Source organism: Rhodococcus sp. BP-261, assembly GCF_019835205.1.
Lineage (GTDB): Bacteria > Actinomycetota > Actinomycetes > Mycobacteriales > Mycobacteriaceae > Rhodococcoides > Rhodococcoides kyotonensis_B.
Genome location: NZ_JABUCO010000018.1, coordinates 50,623 through 67,081 on the forward strand (window position 1 = coordinate 50,623; position 16,459 = coordinate 67,081).

At 65.8% G+C, this 16,459-nt stretch carries 6 protein-coding genes; 2 read left to right on the top strand and 4 right to left on the bottom strand.

The features are described from left to right. Positions 1-50 precede the first annotated feature (50 nt). Positions 51-674 carry an N-acetyltransferase gene (locus HQ354_RS18465; RefSeq protein ID WP_068427712.1) on the bottom strand — a complete coding sequence of 208 codons (624 nt, stop codon included), beginning with the start codon at positions 672-674 and terminating at the stop codon, positions 51-53. Continuing rightward, the gene (locus HQ354_RS18470; RefSeq protein ID WP_222635340.1) at positions 664-2,832 is read right to left on the bottom strand and encodes an MMPL family transporter; all 2,169 of its coding nucleotides are present in this window, start codon (positions 2,830-2,832) and stop codon (positions 664-666) included. Before HQ354_RS18470 ends, HQ354_RS18465 begins: the two co-directional genes overlap by 11 nt. Positions 2,833-3,023: 191 nt before the next feature. On the opposite strand from HQ354_RS18470, the gene HQ354_RS18475 reads away from it, so the two are divergent. Continuing rightward, positions 3,024-4,013: a 3-oxoacyl-ACP synthase III family protein gene (locus HQ354_RS18475; RefSeq protein ID WP_222635339.1), complete on the top strand. Its 990-nt coding sequence runs from the start codon at positions 3,024-3,026 to the stop codon at positions 4,011-4,013. A 68-nt stretch (positions 4,014-4,081) separates the two neighbouring features. Here the strand turns inward: HQ354_RS18475 and HQ354_RS18480 are convergent, their stop codons facing one another. Further along, complete coding sequence (locus tag HQ354_RS18480) at positions 4,082-5,425, bottom strand: aminotransferase class I/II-fold pyridoxal phosphate-dependent enzyme (protein WP_068427716.1); 1,344 nt, start codon at positions 5,423-5,425, stop codon at positions 4,082-4,084. Beyond that, positions 5,422-11,853 carry a type I polyketide synthase gene (locus HQ354_RS18485; RefSeq protein WP_068427718.1) on the bottom strand — a complete coding sequence of 2,144 codons (6,432 nt, stop codon included), beginning with the start codon at positions 11,851-11,853 and terminating at the stop codon, positions 5,422-5,424. Before HQ354_RS18485 ends, HQ354_RS18480 begins: the two co-directional genes overlap by 4 nt. Positions 11,854-12,941: 1,088 nt before the next feature. On the opposite strand from HQ354_RS18485, the gene HQ354_RS18490 reads away from it, so the two are divergent. Then, positions 12,942-16,448, top strand: a complete 3,507-nt coding sequence (locus tag HQ354_RS18490; RefSeq protein ID WP_068427720.1) for a DNA-directed RNA polymerase subunit beta — start codon at positions 12,942-12,944, stop codon at positions 16,446-16,448. Positions 16,449-16,459: the final 11 nt, after the last annotated feature.

Genomic DNA, 16,459 nt, shown 5'->3' on the forward strand with positions numbered 1-16,459 from the left:
CGAACCGGTTGATGATCTTCTCGCAGCCGCCACGACGGAAGGCGAGCCGGCTACGGCCCGCTCGTCACCTGCGCGGGCGGGCGGTTCATGCGGTACACGAGCGGACCTTTCGGCCCGATGGTCGTCGTGCCTACCGGTTCGAAACCCATTGCGGTCCAGAAGGGAATGTTTCCCTCCTTGCAGATCCCGTAGGTGATGCGACGTTCGTGGTCCATTCGCTCGAAGATGGAGCTCGTCAATGCCCGTCCGACGCCCGAACGATGCAGTGACGGCTCGATTCCCAGATACACCCACAGGACGGCCTGGTCGTCGGGGGCTCCGGCGAGCAGCGTCCTGTCCATCTGGATGCCGGGTCGGACGCCGCGTCCCATGGCCCACAACAGGTGCGGTCCGCTGATTGCCTTGCGCCACCACGGTTCCGGCGGTGAGTCGTGCGGATACCAGAGGCTGACGCCGACGATCCTGCCGTCGATGGTCGCGACCTCGGCCCCGTCGATGGGCAGATACCGATGACGGATCAACGCGGACATCATGCGTCGTTGCTTCTTCGGTCGTGTGCGGTCGTTCGGGAAGAAGTACCCGCTGACCGGATCCTCGACCTGGAATGCGCGGGCCATCACTTCGGACATCTCTCGGATGTCTGCTTTCGTGGCGTACCTGATCTCAACCGACATTCTCGTTGTCCTTTTCCAATCGGGTCGGAATAGACGCGTGCACAAGTTTTTTCGGGTGCAGCCACCAGTTGGCCTCGCCCATCAGCTTGACCGTTGCGGGGACGAGCAACATGCGTACGACGGTGGCGTCGAGTATCAGTCCGACGATGATGCCGATTCCGACGAGGCGCATCATCGCGAGTTCGGACAACGAGAAGAATGCGGTGACGGTGATGAGCAGCAGTGCGGCTGCCGTGACGACGCGGCCGGTGCGTGCGGCGCCGATTCTCACTGCGTCACGCGTACTCGCGCCTGCGTCGTGCGCTTCGACGATGCGGGACAGCAGGAAGATCTCGTAGTCCGTGGACAATCCGAACACGACGGCCATGATGAGGATGCTCATGGTGGCTTGCAGCGGCGCCGGTGTGATCCCGACGATCCCTGCCCCGTGGCCGTCGTGGAACACCCAGGTCAGCACGCCGAACGTCGCGGCCAGGCTGAGTATTGCCATGACGATTGCTTTGGTGGACAACACGATCGAGCGAAACGCGGCCGTCGTGACGACGAACGTCGCAGCGATCATGATCGCGAACATCCACGGAATGGTGTCGTAGATCGACGAGATGCCGTCCTGGCTCAACGCTGTCGCTCCGCCGATGCGGATCACGGTGCCGTCCGGCGCCTCGATGTCGCGAAGGCGGGACACGGTGTCGAGTGCGCTCTCGGTGCGATCCGGTGAGGTCAGGATGGCCCTGATGACCCCGTAGTTCTCGGCGCTGCCCGACGGTATGGCGGCCGCGATGCCGTCGACGCGTCCCATCTCGGCGGCCAGTTGCTGCACGACGAGGGCGTCCGGGGGAGAACCGTTGTCGGACTGGACCATCACCGTGACGCCCGAGTTGGCGAGAGGGAAATCGGCGAACAGCTTGTCGGTCGCGATGCGGGCGGGCGCGTCGGAGGGCAGTCCCTTGTGGTCGAGGTCGCCGAGTGCGACGCCGAAGATCGGCGCCGCGAGCAGTCCGAGGAACGCGAGAATCGAGACCGCGACGACGGCGGGCCGTCGCATCACGCGCTCGGCCACCGAACCCCAGAACCGTTCGGCGCGAGCGTCACCGCGCTCGGCTGCGCCCCTACGCCAACTCAACGAATCGATACGTGGCCCGAGCACTGCGAGTGTGGCGGGCAGCGCCGTCAGCGACACGAACGCCGACACCGCGACCGCAGCCATTCCGCCGAAACCGAGTGACCGAATCATCGCCTGCGGAAAGATCAGCATGCCGACGAAACCGCACACGAGCAGCAGCGCCGAGAACGCGACGGTGCGACCTGCCGTGGCCATCGTGCGATACACGGCCTGGTCGACGGCGGCGCCGCGTCGTAGCTCCTCCCTGAATCTCGTCAGGACGAACAAGCTGTAGTCGACGGCCATGCCGAGGCCGACGAGGCTCGCGATGTTCGTGGCGAAGATGCTCACCTCGGTGAACTGCGACAGCACTCGCATGACGGCAAGGGACGCCAGAATGCTGAGACCGCCGATGCACAGCGGGACGGCGGCGGCGGTGACGCCCCCGAAGATGACGAGCAGCAACACCATCAGGATCGGGAACGTGATGGTCTCGGCTCGGACGAGATCGGACCGCGCCTCGGTGTTGTACGCGTCGGCGATGGTCGAGAAGCCGCCGAACTGCACGTCGACACCGTCGATCTGCAGGTCGTCTCGAATGTCGACGAACGTCTTGACTCGCGCGTCCTCGTCGCCGGTCATCGTCAGGACGGCCAGCGCGGATCGTCCGTCGAACGACGTCAAGCCCTGGGCGATGGTCGGCGGCATGTTCCAGTACGTCACCGGATCGCGAGCGAGGAGCGAGGAGTCGATGCCCGCAAGGTTCTGCTCGACGTCGCCGCGGATGTCCTCGACGGTGCGGCCGTCGGTCGGCGTGTACAGAACGGCGACGTCCGGCACCTGACGACCGAACTGTGCCTCGACGATCCGGTCGACCTGCGCTGCCTCGCTGCCCGGGTCCGAGTATCCGCCCACGCTGAGCTGGCTCAGCACGCCGACGCCCCACACGCCTGCGACGACGATGACGGTGACGCATGTGGCGACCACGAATCGAGCACGGCGAACCACGAATTGCGCGAACGTGTTCGGACGCGCCGTTCGATCGCCACGTGTCATGAAGCCCCCCGGGTGACCGCGAAACGGCCTTGAATGAACGCGAGAGTACACCGATCGTCCGACGCGGGCGACACTGTCGACGAAGTCCGTGCGATGTTATCGTGCAGCCGCGCAAATATGTTCCGCTGCTGCACGTTTCGCACCGCACCATGATCAAGCGTTCAACTTCCGCGCCTACGATGTGGAGAAGTATGAATACCAGAAATTCTTCGGTGGCGGTCCGTCATTTCGCCGATGCACTCCCGGACCGAGTGGTGGACAACGCCGAGCTGTGTGCCACGGTCGATTCGAGCGACGAATGGATCAGAGCAAGGACCGGCATCGAGGCACGACGATTTCTCGAGGACGGTGCCGCGGCATCCGACCTGGCGCTGAGGGCCGCGAGATCCGTACTGCACCAGAGCGGCCTTGCGGCAATGGATCTGGACGCGATCGTGTTGGCGACAGTGAATCCGGATCAGCCGTTCCCGTCGACGGCGCTCACCGTTGCTCAGTCGCTCGGTGCGGTCCGGGCCGTTCCCATCGATCTGACGCAGGCGGCGTGTTCCGGCGGGCTGCTCGGGCTGGAACTGGCCGCGTCGATGATCGGAGATCGTTACCGAATCATCCTGGTGCTCGCGGTGGAAGTGCTGTCGCGCCAGACGAATCCGAACGATCGGACGACGCGCATCTTCTTCGGTGACGCGGCAGGCGGTGCGCTCGTGACCGCGGAGACGGATCCCGCGAGGGGGATCAGGTCGTCGACCATCGAATCGGAACTGGACATGTCCGTCGGTATCAGCGGCGGGGGATCGCGTCATCCTCTCACTGCCGACGCCGTCGCGGACGGTCGACACTTCGTGTACATGGACGGTCGACGAGTGTGGAAACTGGCGACGGTGCTGCTGCCTGCGGTGGTGCGCAAGGCCGTCGACGACGCGGGGTTGACGCTCGACGACGTCGATCATCTCGTTCTCCATCAGGCCAATCGCGCCATCATCGAGACCGTCGTCGACACGCTCGGTATGCCGCGGGAGAAGGCGCCCATCACGGTGGACAGACTCGGAAACACCGGCGCGGCCAGTATTTTCACGGTTCTTGCCGAGCTCGAGCGCGCGAAGCTCACGAGCCAGGGGAAGGTGACCGTCATCGCGACCATCGGTGCCGGATTCATCTGGGGCGCAATCGTTCTGATTCACTAGGGGCGTCGCCCTCGTGCGTGCGAATGTATAGCGGGCTATACATTCGCACGCACGTGCGCCGAAGGCGCCTACCCGAGAATCTCCGCAACCGTCGTCAACGCGGTGTCGATCTGCTCGCGCGTGTGTTCGCTCGAGATGAAAAACCGCAGGCGCTCCTCGCCGAGAGGCACCGACGGGTGGGTGATCGAATTCGCGTTGATGCCCGCCTGCAGCAGGCCGACTCCGGCCAGCACCGCCTTCTGCGTGTCACCGACGATGATCGGCAGAATCGGCGTGCCCTCGGCGAGGCCGGTGCGGAATCCGAGGGCTTGACTCTGCGCGAAGGCGTACGACGCGTTGTCCCGCAGTCGAGCAACGCGTTCCGGTTCGCGGTCGACGATGTCGAGCGCGGCAAGTGCGGCGGCGATCGACGCCGGAGCAGGTGCAGTCGCGAACATGCTGAGACCGGGCGCGGAGTACTTGAACGCACGAATCAGTTCGCGTGAGCCGGCGAGAAATCCGCCGACGCTGCCCAACGCCTTGGACATCGTGCCCATCCAGACGTCGACGGCGTCACCGGGGAGGCCGTACAGCTCGCGGATGCCGTGGCCGTGTTCGCCGAGGACGCCGAACGAATGTGCCTCGTCGATCATCACCGCGCAGTCGTACTTGCGTGCCACGTCGATCAGCGGGGGGAGCAGCGCGACGTCGCCGTCCATGCTGTAGTGGCTTTCCAGAACGACCATCGCACGCCTGAAGCTGCCGCGCGACATCTTCAAGACCGCTTCCAATGCGGCAGGATCGTTGTGTCGGAACGAGATTCGCCGACACCCCGCCCATTCGGTACCGGACACGATACTGCTGTGCACCAGGGCGTCGCAGACCGCGAGATCGCCCTGGCCCAGCAGATATCCGACGGCGGCTGCATTGGTCAGGTAGCCGCTCGTCGTGATGACGGCGTCGTCGACGTCGTACGTCTCGGCGATGCGACGTTCGAACTCGGCGTACAGCGGGATCTGCCCGGACACGATGCGGCTGGCCGATACCGACGTGCCGTACTCGTCGATCGCCGCCTTCGACGCCTCCGCGACCCGCTTGTCGGCGCTGAGCCCGAGGTAGTTGAAGCATCCGAAGTTGATCATGTCGCGATCGAGCTGGCGGATCGTGGGTCCGCTCGTGCCCTGGTGCGGCAGGTACAGCGGGTTCGGCACGTTCAGACTGTCGAACATGCGATCCACGCCGTCGAACTGCGCGACGGTGGCAACGATGTCCGGGTGCGCCAGCAGGCCACGGTCACCGGGGGCCGCGACACTGCTCGGTTGTGGGGTTCGCGGTGCCGTCGGTGCCGACTCGGCGGTCTCGGTCACCTGCACCGTCGAATAGCCGGTGCGTGCGAGCAACTGCCTCGCGATCTCGCGGGAGTCGGCGGTCACGATGCGGTCCCGACGGGCTCGTGCGCGGCGTCGGCGTCCGGTGCAGGCATGACGTCGACCGCGATGGGCGACGGTGCCGGTGCCGCCTCGCCCTCCGCCCGCGCGGTGAGTGTCGCCGCGAGCTTCGCGCCGATGGCCGAGAGGCCATGTCCTCGGCCGAATTCGAGCACCGACAGTTCGAGGCCGACGGCTTTGCCGACGCGCGCCGCGAATTCGACGGCCATCAGTGAGTCCAGTCCCAGCTCGGGCAACGGCGTCTGGACGTCGACTGCATCGGCGTCGATTCCCATCACGACGGCCAACTGCTCGGCGAGGACGAATGTCATGACCTCCGCGCGCTGCTCTTCCGGCAGGGCGAGGATCTCGGCTTGCAACGCCGAGATTCCCGAGCCTCCGGTGCTGGCCGCCGCGATGTGTGCAGCGAACCTCGGGATGTTGGCCGATGCCGGGTTGGCGACGCCCCACTGCTCCCAGTCGATGCCGACGAGGGCGACGTGTGGGATGTCGAGGGTCAGGGCTTCGCGAAGGTACAGCGTGGCGACGTCCATGTCGATGTTCCTGAACCCGAGCATCTCGAGATAACGCACCACTTCCGGCTTGGCTTCGGCCATCCCGCCACCGCCCATCGATCCCCAGCTGACGGTGAACGCGGACTTTCCCCGGTTCCGACGCGACCACGAGAGAGCGTCGAGCACCGAGTTGGCCGCCGAGTACGACACCTGGGGAGCGCCGCCGGTGAGACTGCTCATCGACGAGAACATCACGAAGATGTCCGGGTCGACGTGCGCCTCCTCGAGCGCGCGATCCATGTTCACCGCACCGCTGACTTTAGGGAGGAACACGCTGCGCAGCGAGTCCTGGTCGATGTCGGCGACCGGGTGGTTGTTGACCACGCCTGCCGTGTGGAAGACACCGCGGAGTGGATGCGCGTCGTCGATTCGGCCGATCATCGAGGCAACCGCGTCGTAGTCGGCGATGTCGACGAGTTCTTCGCTGACCAAAATGCCTGCAGCCGAGAACGATTCGAGATTCTCGCGGGCCCGATCCGTCGTCGCGCCATTGCGTCCGACAAGAACGAGATGACGGGCACCGGAGTCGACGAGCCACCGCGCGACGGCGGAACCGAAGGCGCCGAAGCCACCGGTGATCAGGTAGGTGGCGTCGGGATCGATGTCGACCGTCGGAATTCGGGGCTTCACGACGGGTGCGTCCTCGTCGAGGCTGAGCACGACGCGACCCGTGTGGCTCGATCTGACGACGGCGTCGAACGCCTCGCCGACCTGATCGAGCCGGTAGGTCGTGTACGGCAGGTGCACGTAGTCGCCTACCTTCATCTTGTCGACGACCTCGCGGGTGATCTGCCGGGCCAGATCGGGCTTGAAGTTGAACATGCGATCCATGTCGACCGCGTAGAACGTCAGGTTCTTGTCGAACGGTTTCAGGTCCATGACACCGCCGAAGTAGATGTCCGCCTTGCCGATCTCGACGATTCGCGCGAATTCGGCTGCCACATGCAGGTTCTGGGCCATGATTTCGCCGGGGGAGGAGTTGAACACGACGTCGACGCCCAGGCCGTCGGTGAGTGTCATGACGTCCTCGGAATAGTTCAGCGACCGCGACGCCAGCACGTCGTGCGCGCCCGCCTCACGGGCCACCTCCCGACGCTCGTCCGTGCCCGCCGTTCCGATGACCCTCGCGCCGAGCGCTCGTGCGACCTGAACGGCCGCGAGTCCCATGCCGCCTGCGGCGCCGTGCACGAGAACCGTCTCACCCGGTTGCACGCGCGCCAGGTGAACGAGGCCGTAGTGCGAACAGAGAAACGGCAGGATCGACGAGCACCAGCCCGCTTCCCAGCCGTCGGGAATGGGCATCGTGCCGCCTTCGTCGATGCCGACGGTGACGTAGCGACGCATCATGTCCCGGGCACACACGCCCATCTGATCACCGGGAGCGACCTCGGTGACGCCCGGTCCGACGCGGGTGACGACGCCCGCGCCTTCGAGTCCGAGTCGCGTCCCGAAGTAGGTGCCGTCGAGTTCCTTGTCGGTCAGCACTCCCATGACCTTCAGGGGATCCTTGTAGTTGAGGCCGATCGTCTCCATGCGCACCTCGACCTCACCCGGCCCGGGAGCGCGACGGTCGTGCACGCGAAAGGCCAGGTCCGACAGCAGCTTCGACTTCGGTACCTCGACCGCGAACGATTTTTCACGGTCGCGCAGGACGGTGGGCTGCTCCCGGACCGCGAGGTGCTCGTCCAGGTTGCTCTTCAACGTGATCACCCAGCGCGAGGTCTGCCGCAGTGCGACCTCGTCGGCGACATCGGAGGCGAACGATCCGCATGCGAACGTCTCGGTGACGAGTTCGGAGTCCGTAGTCGAGGGCTCGGTGTCGACGAGCCGCCATCCGGCGGCGGACTGCTCGTTCCGCAGCGAGCGCCTCGCGCCGACGAGTCCCGCGTGGGTCAGGTCGGCGCCGTCGATGTCGCCCGGCATGCAGAACGCCCGCTGGGTGACGACGGCTGTCGACAATGATCCGGGATCGACGGCGGGCCCGGTCTCGTCGCCGTAGATCGCGAGGTGAACAGCACGCGCGACGACGAGCAGCGACGCGACCGAGTCGGCCGGCTCGTCGAAGCGGCCGGCCACCGCGACGACGGTGACGTGGTCGACGCCGTCGACCGACAGCGCCTCGCGGAGGGCGGCCACCAACTCGTGGTGCGTCGTCGAATCCGCGTGCAGGACCGATGAATTCCGACGCGACGCGGCGATCGCGTCGACTCGCGTGGTCGTCGACGCGTCGGCGTGACCGAGTACGACGACGAGCGCGAAGTCGCGGGCTTGCTCGGGGAGAACGGCGCCGGGATCGCGGTTGTCCCGAAGCTCCCACACCGGTTCGTAGAACACCGACGACATCTGCGCGTGCAGGCTCTGCGGCGGAGCGATGGGACGGAATTCGACGGCGTTCATCGTCACCGCGGCACGTCCCTCGTCGTCGGTGACGGCGATGTCGGCACGCATCGGATCGGTCGACGTGCGCCGGACGACGACGGTCGCGTGGTCGGGAATCGGTCCGTAGCGTCGCACCGTTCCCATCGCTGCGGGCACGACGGCGCCGGTGACTCCGGACGGATTCGCCAGCGTCGCAACGCATTGCAAGGCGGTGTCGAGAACGGCCGGGTGGACGAGGTGGCCGGAGCCGGCTTGCGCGGCTGCGTCGATGGATGCGACGACGATGTCGGCGCCGATCCGTGCCGACTCGATTCCCTGGAATGCCGGCCCGTACTGCAGTCCAGCCGCATGCAGCAGCGGATACAGAGCCTGCCCGGTGATCTCGTGTTCGACGTCGGGAGTGTCCGCCGCGACGAACGGTGCCTCGAAATTTCCTTCGACGAGGCGACCGGTCGCGTGGAGCGACCAGCTCGTCGACGACGCGGGCCGCGAGCGGATGACGAAACGTCGCGTGCTGTCCTCGACGGCGACCTGCAGCACGGGCACGTCGTGCGTGTCGACGACGAGGGGAGCGACGAACTCGACGTGTTCGAGGCCGACCTCGGGGCGGTTCGACCGCACCGCGGCCGCACTGAGGGCCGCGTCGAGATACGCGGTTCCCGGTAGCAGCACGAGGCCGTCGACGACGTGGTCGCGTAGCCACGGCAGCTGCGAAACCGCCAGTTCGACGGTCCATTCCGACGCGGCCGCGGCGGTCCGGTCACCGAGCATCGGGTAGACGGTGTTCGTGCCGAATCGGTCGGCGACCGAGGCCTCGTCCTCGTTCCACACGCGCGTGCGCTGCCACGGGTACGCGGGGAGGTCGACGTGCGGCGACGCGACAGCGTCGCCGGGGGCGAAGATGCGTCCGTCGAACGCGCCCGCGGCGTACAGGCCGGCCACCGTCGCAGACAGGCTCACGACGTCGTTCTGCTTGCGGACGAGTGTGCCGATCGACGTGCCGGGATCGCCCGAGCGAATCAAGATCTCACGGATGTTGCCCGACAGGACGGGGTGCGGCCCGACTTCGAGGAACAGACGTCGGCCCTGCGCGATCAGTGCGGCGATCGTGTCGGCGAACCGCACCGGCTTGCGGACGTTGTCGCACCAGTAGGCGGCGTCCCAGTGTGCGCCCGTGACGCGTTCGGCGGTGACGGTCGAATAGAGCGCCAGCCCGGGAACGTGCGGATCCAGGGATGCGAGAGCCGACGACACCTCGCCGAGAATCGGATCCATCAGATGGCTGTGGTACGGCACCTCGACGTGCAGACGCTTGGCGAATATACCTGCTGCGGTGAGGGATTCGGCCAAAGAGGTGAGGTGTTCGACGTCGCCTGCAAGCGTCACCGCGGTCGGGCTGTTGACGGCTGCGACGGACACGTGGGACACCATGTCGTCGCCCGCCTCGGCGAGTCGGGCCAGGGCGTCGGCCTCCGACAGTCCGACGGCCAACATCGATCCGCTGCCGGCCGTGGTGGCCTGCAGCCGCGCGCGATGACAGCTGACGAGGAGAGCGTCGTGCAGACTCAGTGCGCCACTGATGTAGGCGGCGCTGACCTCACCGACGCTGTGGCCGACGACGGTGTCGGGTTCGATTCCCATGGACCGCAATTCGGCGACGAGCGCCACCTGCACCAGGAAGTTCGCGGGCTGCGCGACTTCGGTGTCGGTGACGCGCGACGACTCCTCGTCGCGGCTCAATTCCTCGATGATTGACCATCCGGCGATCTCGGTGAACGCGTCGTCGATGATCCGGGCTTCATGGGCGAAGACGCCACCCTCGTTCAGAAGGTCACGAGCCATGCCCCACCACTGCGGTCCCATGCCGCTGAACACGAACACGGGTGCGCCGCCGCCGTCGACGGTATGTGCGGATTGTCCGGTACCCGAGGCGAATTCGCGTAGGACTTCGAGCAGGGTGGTGGCGTCGGTGTACTTGACCGACGCGCGGACGGGGTGGTGTGCCCGACGCGTCCACGCCGCTGCGGTGAATGCGCGCACGATGTCGTCGGCGGCATCCGGTGCGGCTTCGACAAGGGACTGCAGACGGTCGGCGAGAGTCGCCGCGACCTCGCGGACGGCTGCGTCGGTGCGGGCGGAGAGTGGGAAGATCCGCGGACCCGACACGCGAGGCGTCGACACCGCGGAGGCGGGCGCGTCGTGCATGATGACGTGCGCGTTGGTGCCGCCGTAGCCGAAACCGTTGATGGCGACGACGGGCCGGGAGTACGCGTCGGGGAACGGTTCGGGATCCAGCGGGATGCGAATCTGCAGGTCGTCGAACAGAATTGCAGGGTTGAGCGCCTCCAGCCAGGCCTGCGGCGCGATGGTTCTGTGGTGGATCGACAGGGCGCTCTTGATGACGCTCGCGATGCCGGCGGCTGCCTCGGTATGGCCGATCGACGCCTTGATGGATCCGACGACGAGCGGAGTCGTACGACCGGGCACCGTGCCGTAGGCGCCGCCGAGTGCCTCGATCTCCAACGGATCGCCGACGGCCGTGCCCGTTCCGTGTGCCTCGACGTATCCGACCTCACTGGGGTCGATACCGGCCTCCGCGCAGACCCGTTCGGCCAGCGTGCGCTGCGAGACGGGGTTCGGGACGGGGATGGCGATCGTGCGCCCGTCCTGGTTGACGCCGGATCCGCGGATCACCGAGTAGATCCGGTCACCGTCGCGCACCGCGTCGGCGAGCGGCCGGAGCAGCACCATGCCCGCACCCTCACCGCGGCCGTACCCGTCGGCGGTGGCGTCGAACGACTTGGATCGGCCGTCGAACGCGAGGAAGCGGCCCTTGCACATCGAGACGAACGTCTCGGGACGGATCATCGTGTTGACGCCGCCGACGAGCGCCATGTCGCATTCACCGCGGTCGAGGGCGCGGACGGCCTCGTGCATCGCGACGAGCGAAGACGAGCACGCCGTATCGATGGTCATCGACGGACCGACCAGGTCCAACGCGTACGAGATGCGGTTCGACAACAACGTGTGCGACGAACTGGTGGCACTGTGCGCATTGATGAACGGGCGCACCGACGGCGCACCACGAAGCCCGGCCGAGTCGTTGGTGAATCCGCCGACGTAGACGCCGATCGGAGCGCCCGTGATGCGGCCGGCGTGCCCCGCGTCGTCCAGGGCTTCCCATGCGACCTCGAGTAGCAGACGCTGCTGCGGATCGGTCACCGACGCCTCACGTGGGGAGATGCCGAAGAATTCGGGATCGAAATCCCACAGCGACTGCGTCAGAAACCCGCCGCGACGGGTGTACATGCGCCCCGGCGCCTCGGGATCGGGGTCGTAGAACCGGTCGGCGTTCCACCGATCGGCAGGGATGTCGACGATGCCGTCGCCCTTCGAGATCATGAACTCCCAGAAACTCTGCCCGTCGTGAACTCCGCCCGGGAATCGGCATCCGATACCGACAAGTGCAATCTCGACCATGAATCTCCCCCGACTACTGTGCGACGGCCCACCAGAGATGTGAGCCCCGTCCGACCCCGAATACGTACTGCGCTCGTGAAGACAGCGAACTCCCCGAGTCGGGTGAATACAACCAGACTCTGCACCGAACCGCCATAGGAATGATGGTGCGGCACTCGTTGTCTCGATACGCGTTGGCAAAGTACAAGATTGAACTTTGCCTGGGGGTGGGGCGGTTCTGCCGTGGTCGCTATCGTTGTGAATAGCGTTGCCAGGCAATAGATTTCGAATGAAGCACAGGAACTGTTGCGGCGCAACGAAATCCGACCATTCCGGCGCTGTGGGTCGTTACAGATTTACAGCGAGTGCGAACGGTGTAACGCGGCCGACTGGAACGCTCCCATGTGTGTCCGGGGTGAGCGGCTGGGTGGCCCCGCGCCCCGTACCGCGCACGTTGCAGCGAATGCGCGGGTTGCAACGTGCGCGCCGGCTGGAACCTGCGCGGCTGTGATCCCGGGTGGGCCCCGCGCCCCGTACCGCGCACGTTGCAGCGAATGCGCGGGTTGCAACGTGCGCGCGGGCTAGAACCTGCGCGGCTGCGATTCCGGGGTGGCCCGAGTTCCGTATCGCGCACGTTGCAGCGAATGCGCGGGTTGCAACGTGCGCGCCGGCTGAAACCTGCGCGGCCGCGATCACGGCCCCCTGGAACCCGCGCGCACGAAAACCGGACCGGCCCGAGACCCGCCGGTTTTGCGCCACGCGGGGCTGTCCCTCTTGACGCGGGCGCGGCGAGGGGTCACTCTTGTCCCGGAAGCACCCCGCAGCGATCGGGAGGACCGATTCGCAGACCCGCGACACGCCGCCGAGCGCCACGCAGGTTCACATCTCGGGTGCTACTTTTGATGCCCCTGTTGCGCTCTGCGCCGATGTGGGGTACCTTTGGACGTTGCGCTGGCTGCCTCCTGTCCACCTCTCGATTGCTGTGTCTGCGAAGTCGAACTTCGAAGAGATTGCAGTGGGGATTCGGTCTTGGTTGTGACCAGTGAATTCGCCCCACATATAGCAAGCAGATACAGCGGCGGTCGCACTGCACGAGCGGCCCGCGTGAGGTGCTGGAAGGACGCATCTTGGCAGTCTCTAGCCAGACCAAGGCAGTTGTCGGAACACCGGGAGCCCCGAGGAGGGTTTCGTTCGCGAACATCCGCGAACCGTTGGAGGTACCCGGTCTCCTCGATGTACAGACGGACTCTTTCGAATGGCTGGTAGGCGCGCAGTCCTGGCGCGACCGTGCCGCCGCGCGCGGTGACGGTGAAGTCACCGGTGGTCTCGAGGACATCCTGACGGAGCTCTCTCCGATCGAGGACTTCTCGGGCTCGATGTCTCTTTCCTTCTCCGATCCTCGATTCGACGAGGTCAAGGCCTCGCAGGACGAGTGCAAGGACAAGGACATGACGTACGCGGCTCCGCTGTTCGTCACTGCCGAGTTCATCAACAACAACACCGGTGAGATCAAGAGCCAGACGGTGTTCATGGGTGATTTCCCCATGATGACCGACAAGGGCACGTTCATCATCAACGGCACCGAGCGTGTCGTCGTCTCGCAGCTCGTTCGTTCCCCCGGCGTCTACTTCGACCACACGGTCGACAAGACGACGGAGAAGGACCTGCACAGCGTCAAGGTCATCCCCGGCCGTGGTGCATGGCTCGAGTTCGACGTCGACAAGCGCGACACCGTGGGTGTTCGTATCGACCGCAAGCGTCGTCAGCCGGTCACCGTGCTGCTGAAGGCTCTCGGCTGGACCACCGAGCAGATCACGGAGCGCTTCGGCTTCTCCGAGATCCTGATGGCCACGCTCGAGAAGGACAACACCGCCGGTACCGACGAGGCACTCCTCGACATCTACCGCAAGCTGCGTCCGGGCGAGCCCCCCACGAAGGAGAGCGCGCAGACGCTCCTGGAGAACCTGTTCTTCAAGGACAAGCGCTACGACCTCGCTCGCGTGGGCCGCTACAAGATCAACAAGAAGCTCGGCCTGAACTCCGGCCAGCCGATCGTCGCGTCGACCCTCACCGAGGAAGACATCGTCGCGACCATCGAGTACCTCGTGCGTCTGCACGCAGGTGAGACCTCGATGACGGCTCCCGGCGGCGTCGAGGTTCCCGTCGAGGTCGACGACATCGACCACTTCGGCAACCGTCGTCTCCGCACGGTCGGCGAGCTGATCCAGAACCAGATCCGCGTCGGCCTGTCCCGCATGGAGCGCGTTGTTCGCGAGCGGATGACCACTCAGGACGTCGAGGCGATCACGCCGCAGACCCTGATCAACATCCGTCCCGTCGTGGCTGCGATCAAGGAGTTCTTCGGAACGTCCCAGCTGTCGCAGTTCATGGACCAGAACAACCCGCTGTCGGGTCTGACGCACAAGCGTCGTCTGTCGGCTCTCGGCCCCGGTGGTCTGTCGCGTGAGCGCGCGGGCCTCGAGGTTCGTGACGTCCACCCGTCGCACTACGGCCGCATGTGCCCGATCGAGACCCCCGAGGGTCCGAACATCGGTCTGATCGGTTCGCTCTCGGTGTACGCGCGGGTCAACCCGTTCGGCTTCATCGAGACGCCGTACCGCAAGGTCGTCGACGGCCAGGTCACCGACGAGGTCGACTACCTGACGGCCGACGAAGAGGATCGCCACACGCTCGCGCAGGCGAACTCGCTCGTCGACGATCAGGGTCGCTTCGTCGAGGACAAGATTCTCGTCCGTCGTAAGGGTGGAGAGGTCGAGTTCGTCTCGTCCGCCGACATCGACTACATGGACGTCTCGCCGCGCCAGATGGTGTCCGTCGCCACCGCGATGATTCCGTTCCTCGAGCACGACGACGCCAACCGTGCCCTCATGGGCGCGAACATGCAGCGTCAGGCCGTCCCGCTGGTGCGCAGCGAGTCGCCGATCGTCGGTACCGGCATGGAGCTCCGCGCTGCCGTCGACGCCGGTGACGTCGTCATCACCGACAAGACGGGCGTCGTCGAAGAGGTGTCCGCGGACTACGTCACGGTCATGGCCGACGACGGCAGCCGCAAGACGTACCGCATGCGCAAGTTCGCGCGCTCGAACCAGGGCACGTGTGCCAACCAGCGTCCGATCGTGGACGAGGGTCAGCGCGTCGAGGCCGGCCAGGTCCTCGCCGACGGTCCCTGCACCGAGAACGGTGAGATGGCGCTCGGCAAGAACCTGCTGCTCGCGATCATGCCGTGGGAAGGCCACAACTACGAGGACGCGATCATCCTGTCGCAGCGCCTCGTGGAAGAGGACGTTCTCACCTCGATCCACATCGAAGAGCACGAGATCGACGCCCGCGACACCAAGCTCGGTGCCGAGGAGATCACTCGTGACATCCCGAACGTCTCCGACGAGGTCCTCGCCGACCTCGACGAGCGCGGCATCATCCGTATCGGTGCCGAGGTTCGTGACGGCGACGTGCTGGTCGGAAAGGTCACGCCGAAGGGCGAGACCGAGCTGACCCCGGAAGAGCGTCTGCTGCGCGCCATCTTCGGTGAGAAGGCTCGCGAGGTTCGTGACACGTCGCTGAAGGTTCCTCACGGTGAGAGTGGAAAGGTCATCGGCATTCGCGTGTTCTCGCGCGAGGACGACGACGACCTGCCTCCCGGCGTCAACGAGCTCGTGCGCGTGTACGTCGCGCAGAAGCGCAAGATCCAGGACGGCGACAAGCTCGCAGGCCGCCACGGAAACAAGGGCGTCATCGGCAAGATCCTCCCGCAGGAGGACATGCCGTTCCTGCCCGACGGCACCCCGATCGACATCATCCTGAACACGCACGGTGTTCCGCGTCGTATGAACATCGGTCAGGTTCTGGAGACCCACCTCGGGTGGATCGGCAAGACCGGATGGAACGTGCAGATCGCCGCGGACGGCACGAAGCCCGATTGGGCCGACCGCCTTCCGGAGGAGATGCTGGCGGCTCCGGCCGACAGCAACATCGCCACCCCGGTGTTCGACGGCGCCAAGGAGCACCAGCTCGCTGGTCTGCTCGAGAGCACCATCCCGAACCGTGACGGCGAGCAGATGGTCGGCCCCGACGGCAAGGCCACGCTGTTCGACGGCCGCTCCGGCGAGCCGTTCCCGTACCCGGTGTCGGTGGGCTACATGTACATCATCAAGCTGCACCACTTGGTCGACGACAAGATCCACGCTCGTTCGACCGGTCCGTACTCGATGATCACGCAGCAGCCCCTCGGCGGTAAGGCCCAGTTCGGTGGTCAGCGCTTCGGTGAGATGGAGTGCTGGGCCATGCAGGCCTACGGTGCGGCATACACGCTGCAGGAGCTTCTGACCATCAAGTCCGACGACGTGGTCGGTCGCGTGAAGGTGTACGAGGCCATCGTCAAGGGCGAGAACATCCCCGAGCCCGGCATTCCCGAGTCCTTCAAGGTGCTCCTCAAGGAGCTCCAGTCGCTGTGCCTCAACGTGGAGGTGCTGTCCTCGGACGGCGCAGCCATCACGATGGCCGACGGCGACGACGAAGATCTCGAGCGTGCGGCAGCCAACCTGGGAATCAACCTTTCCCGCAACGAAGCTGCCACGGTCGACGACCTCGCCCAGTAGTTCTTGGTCCC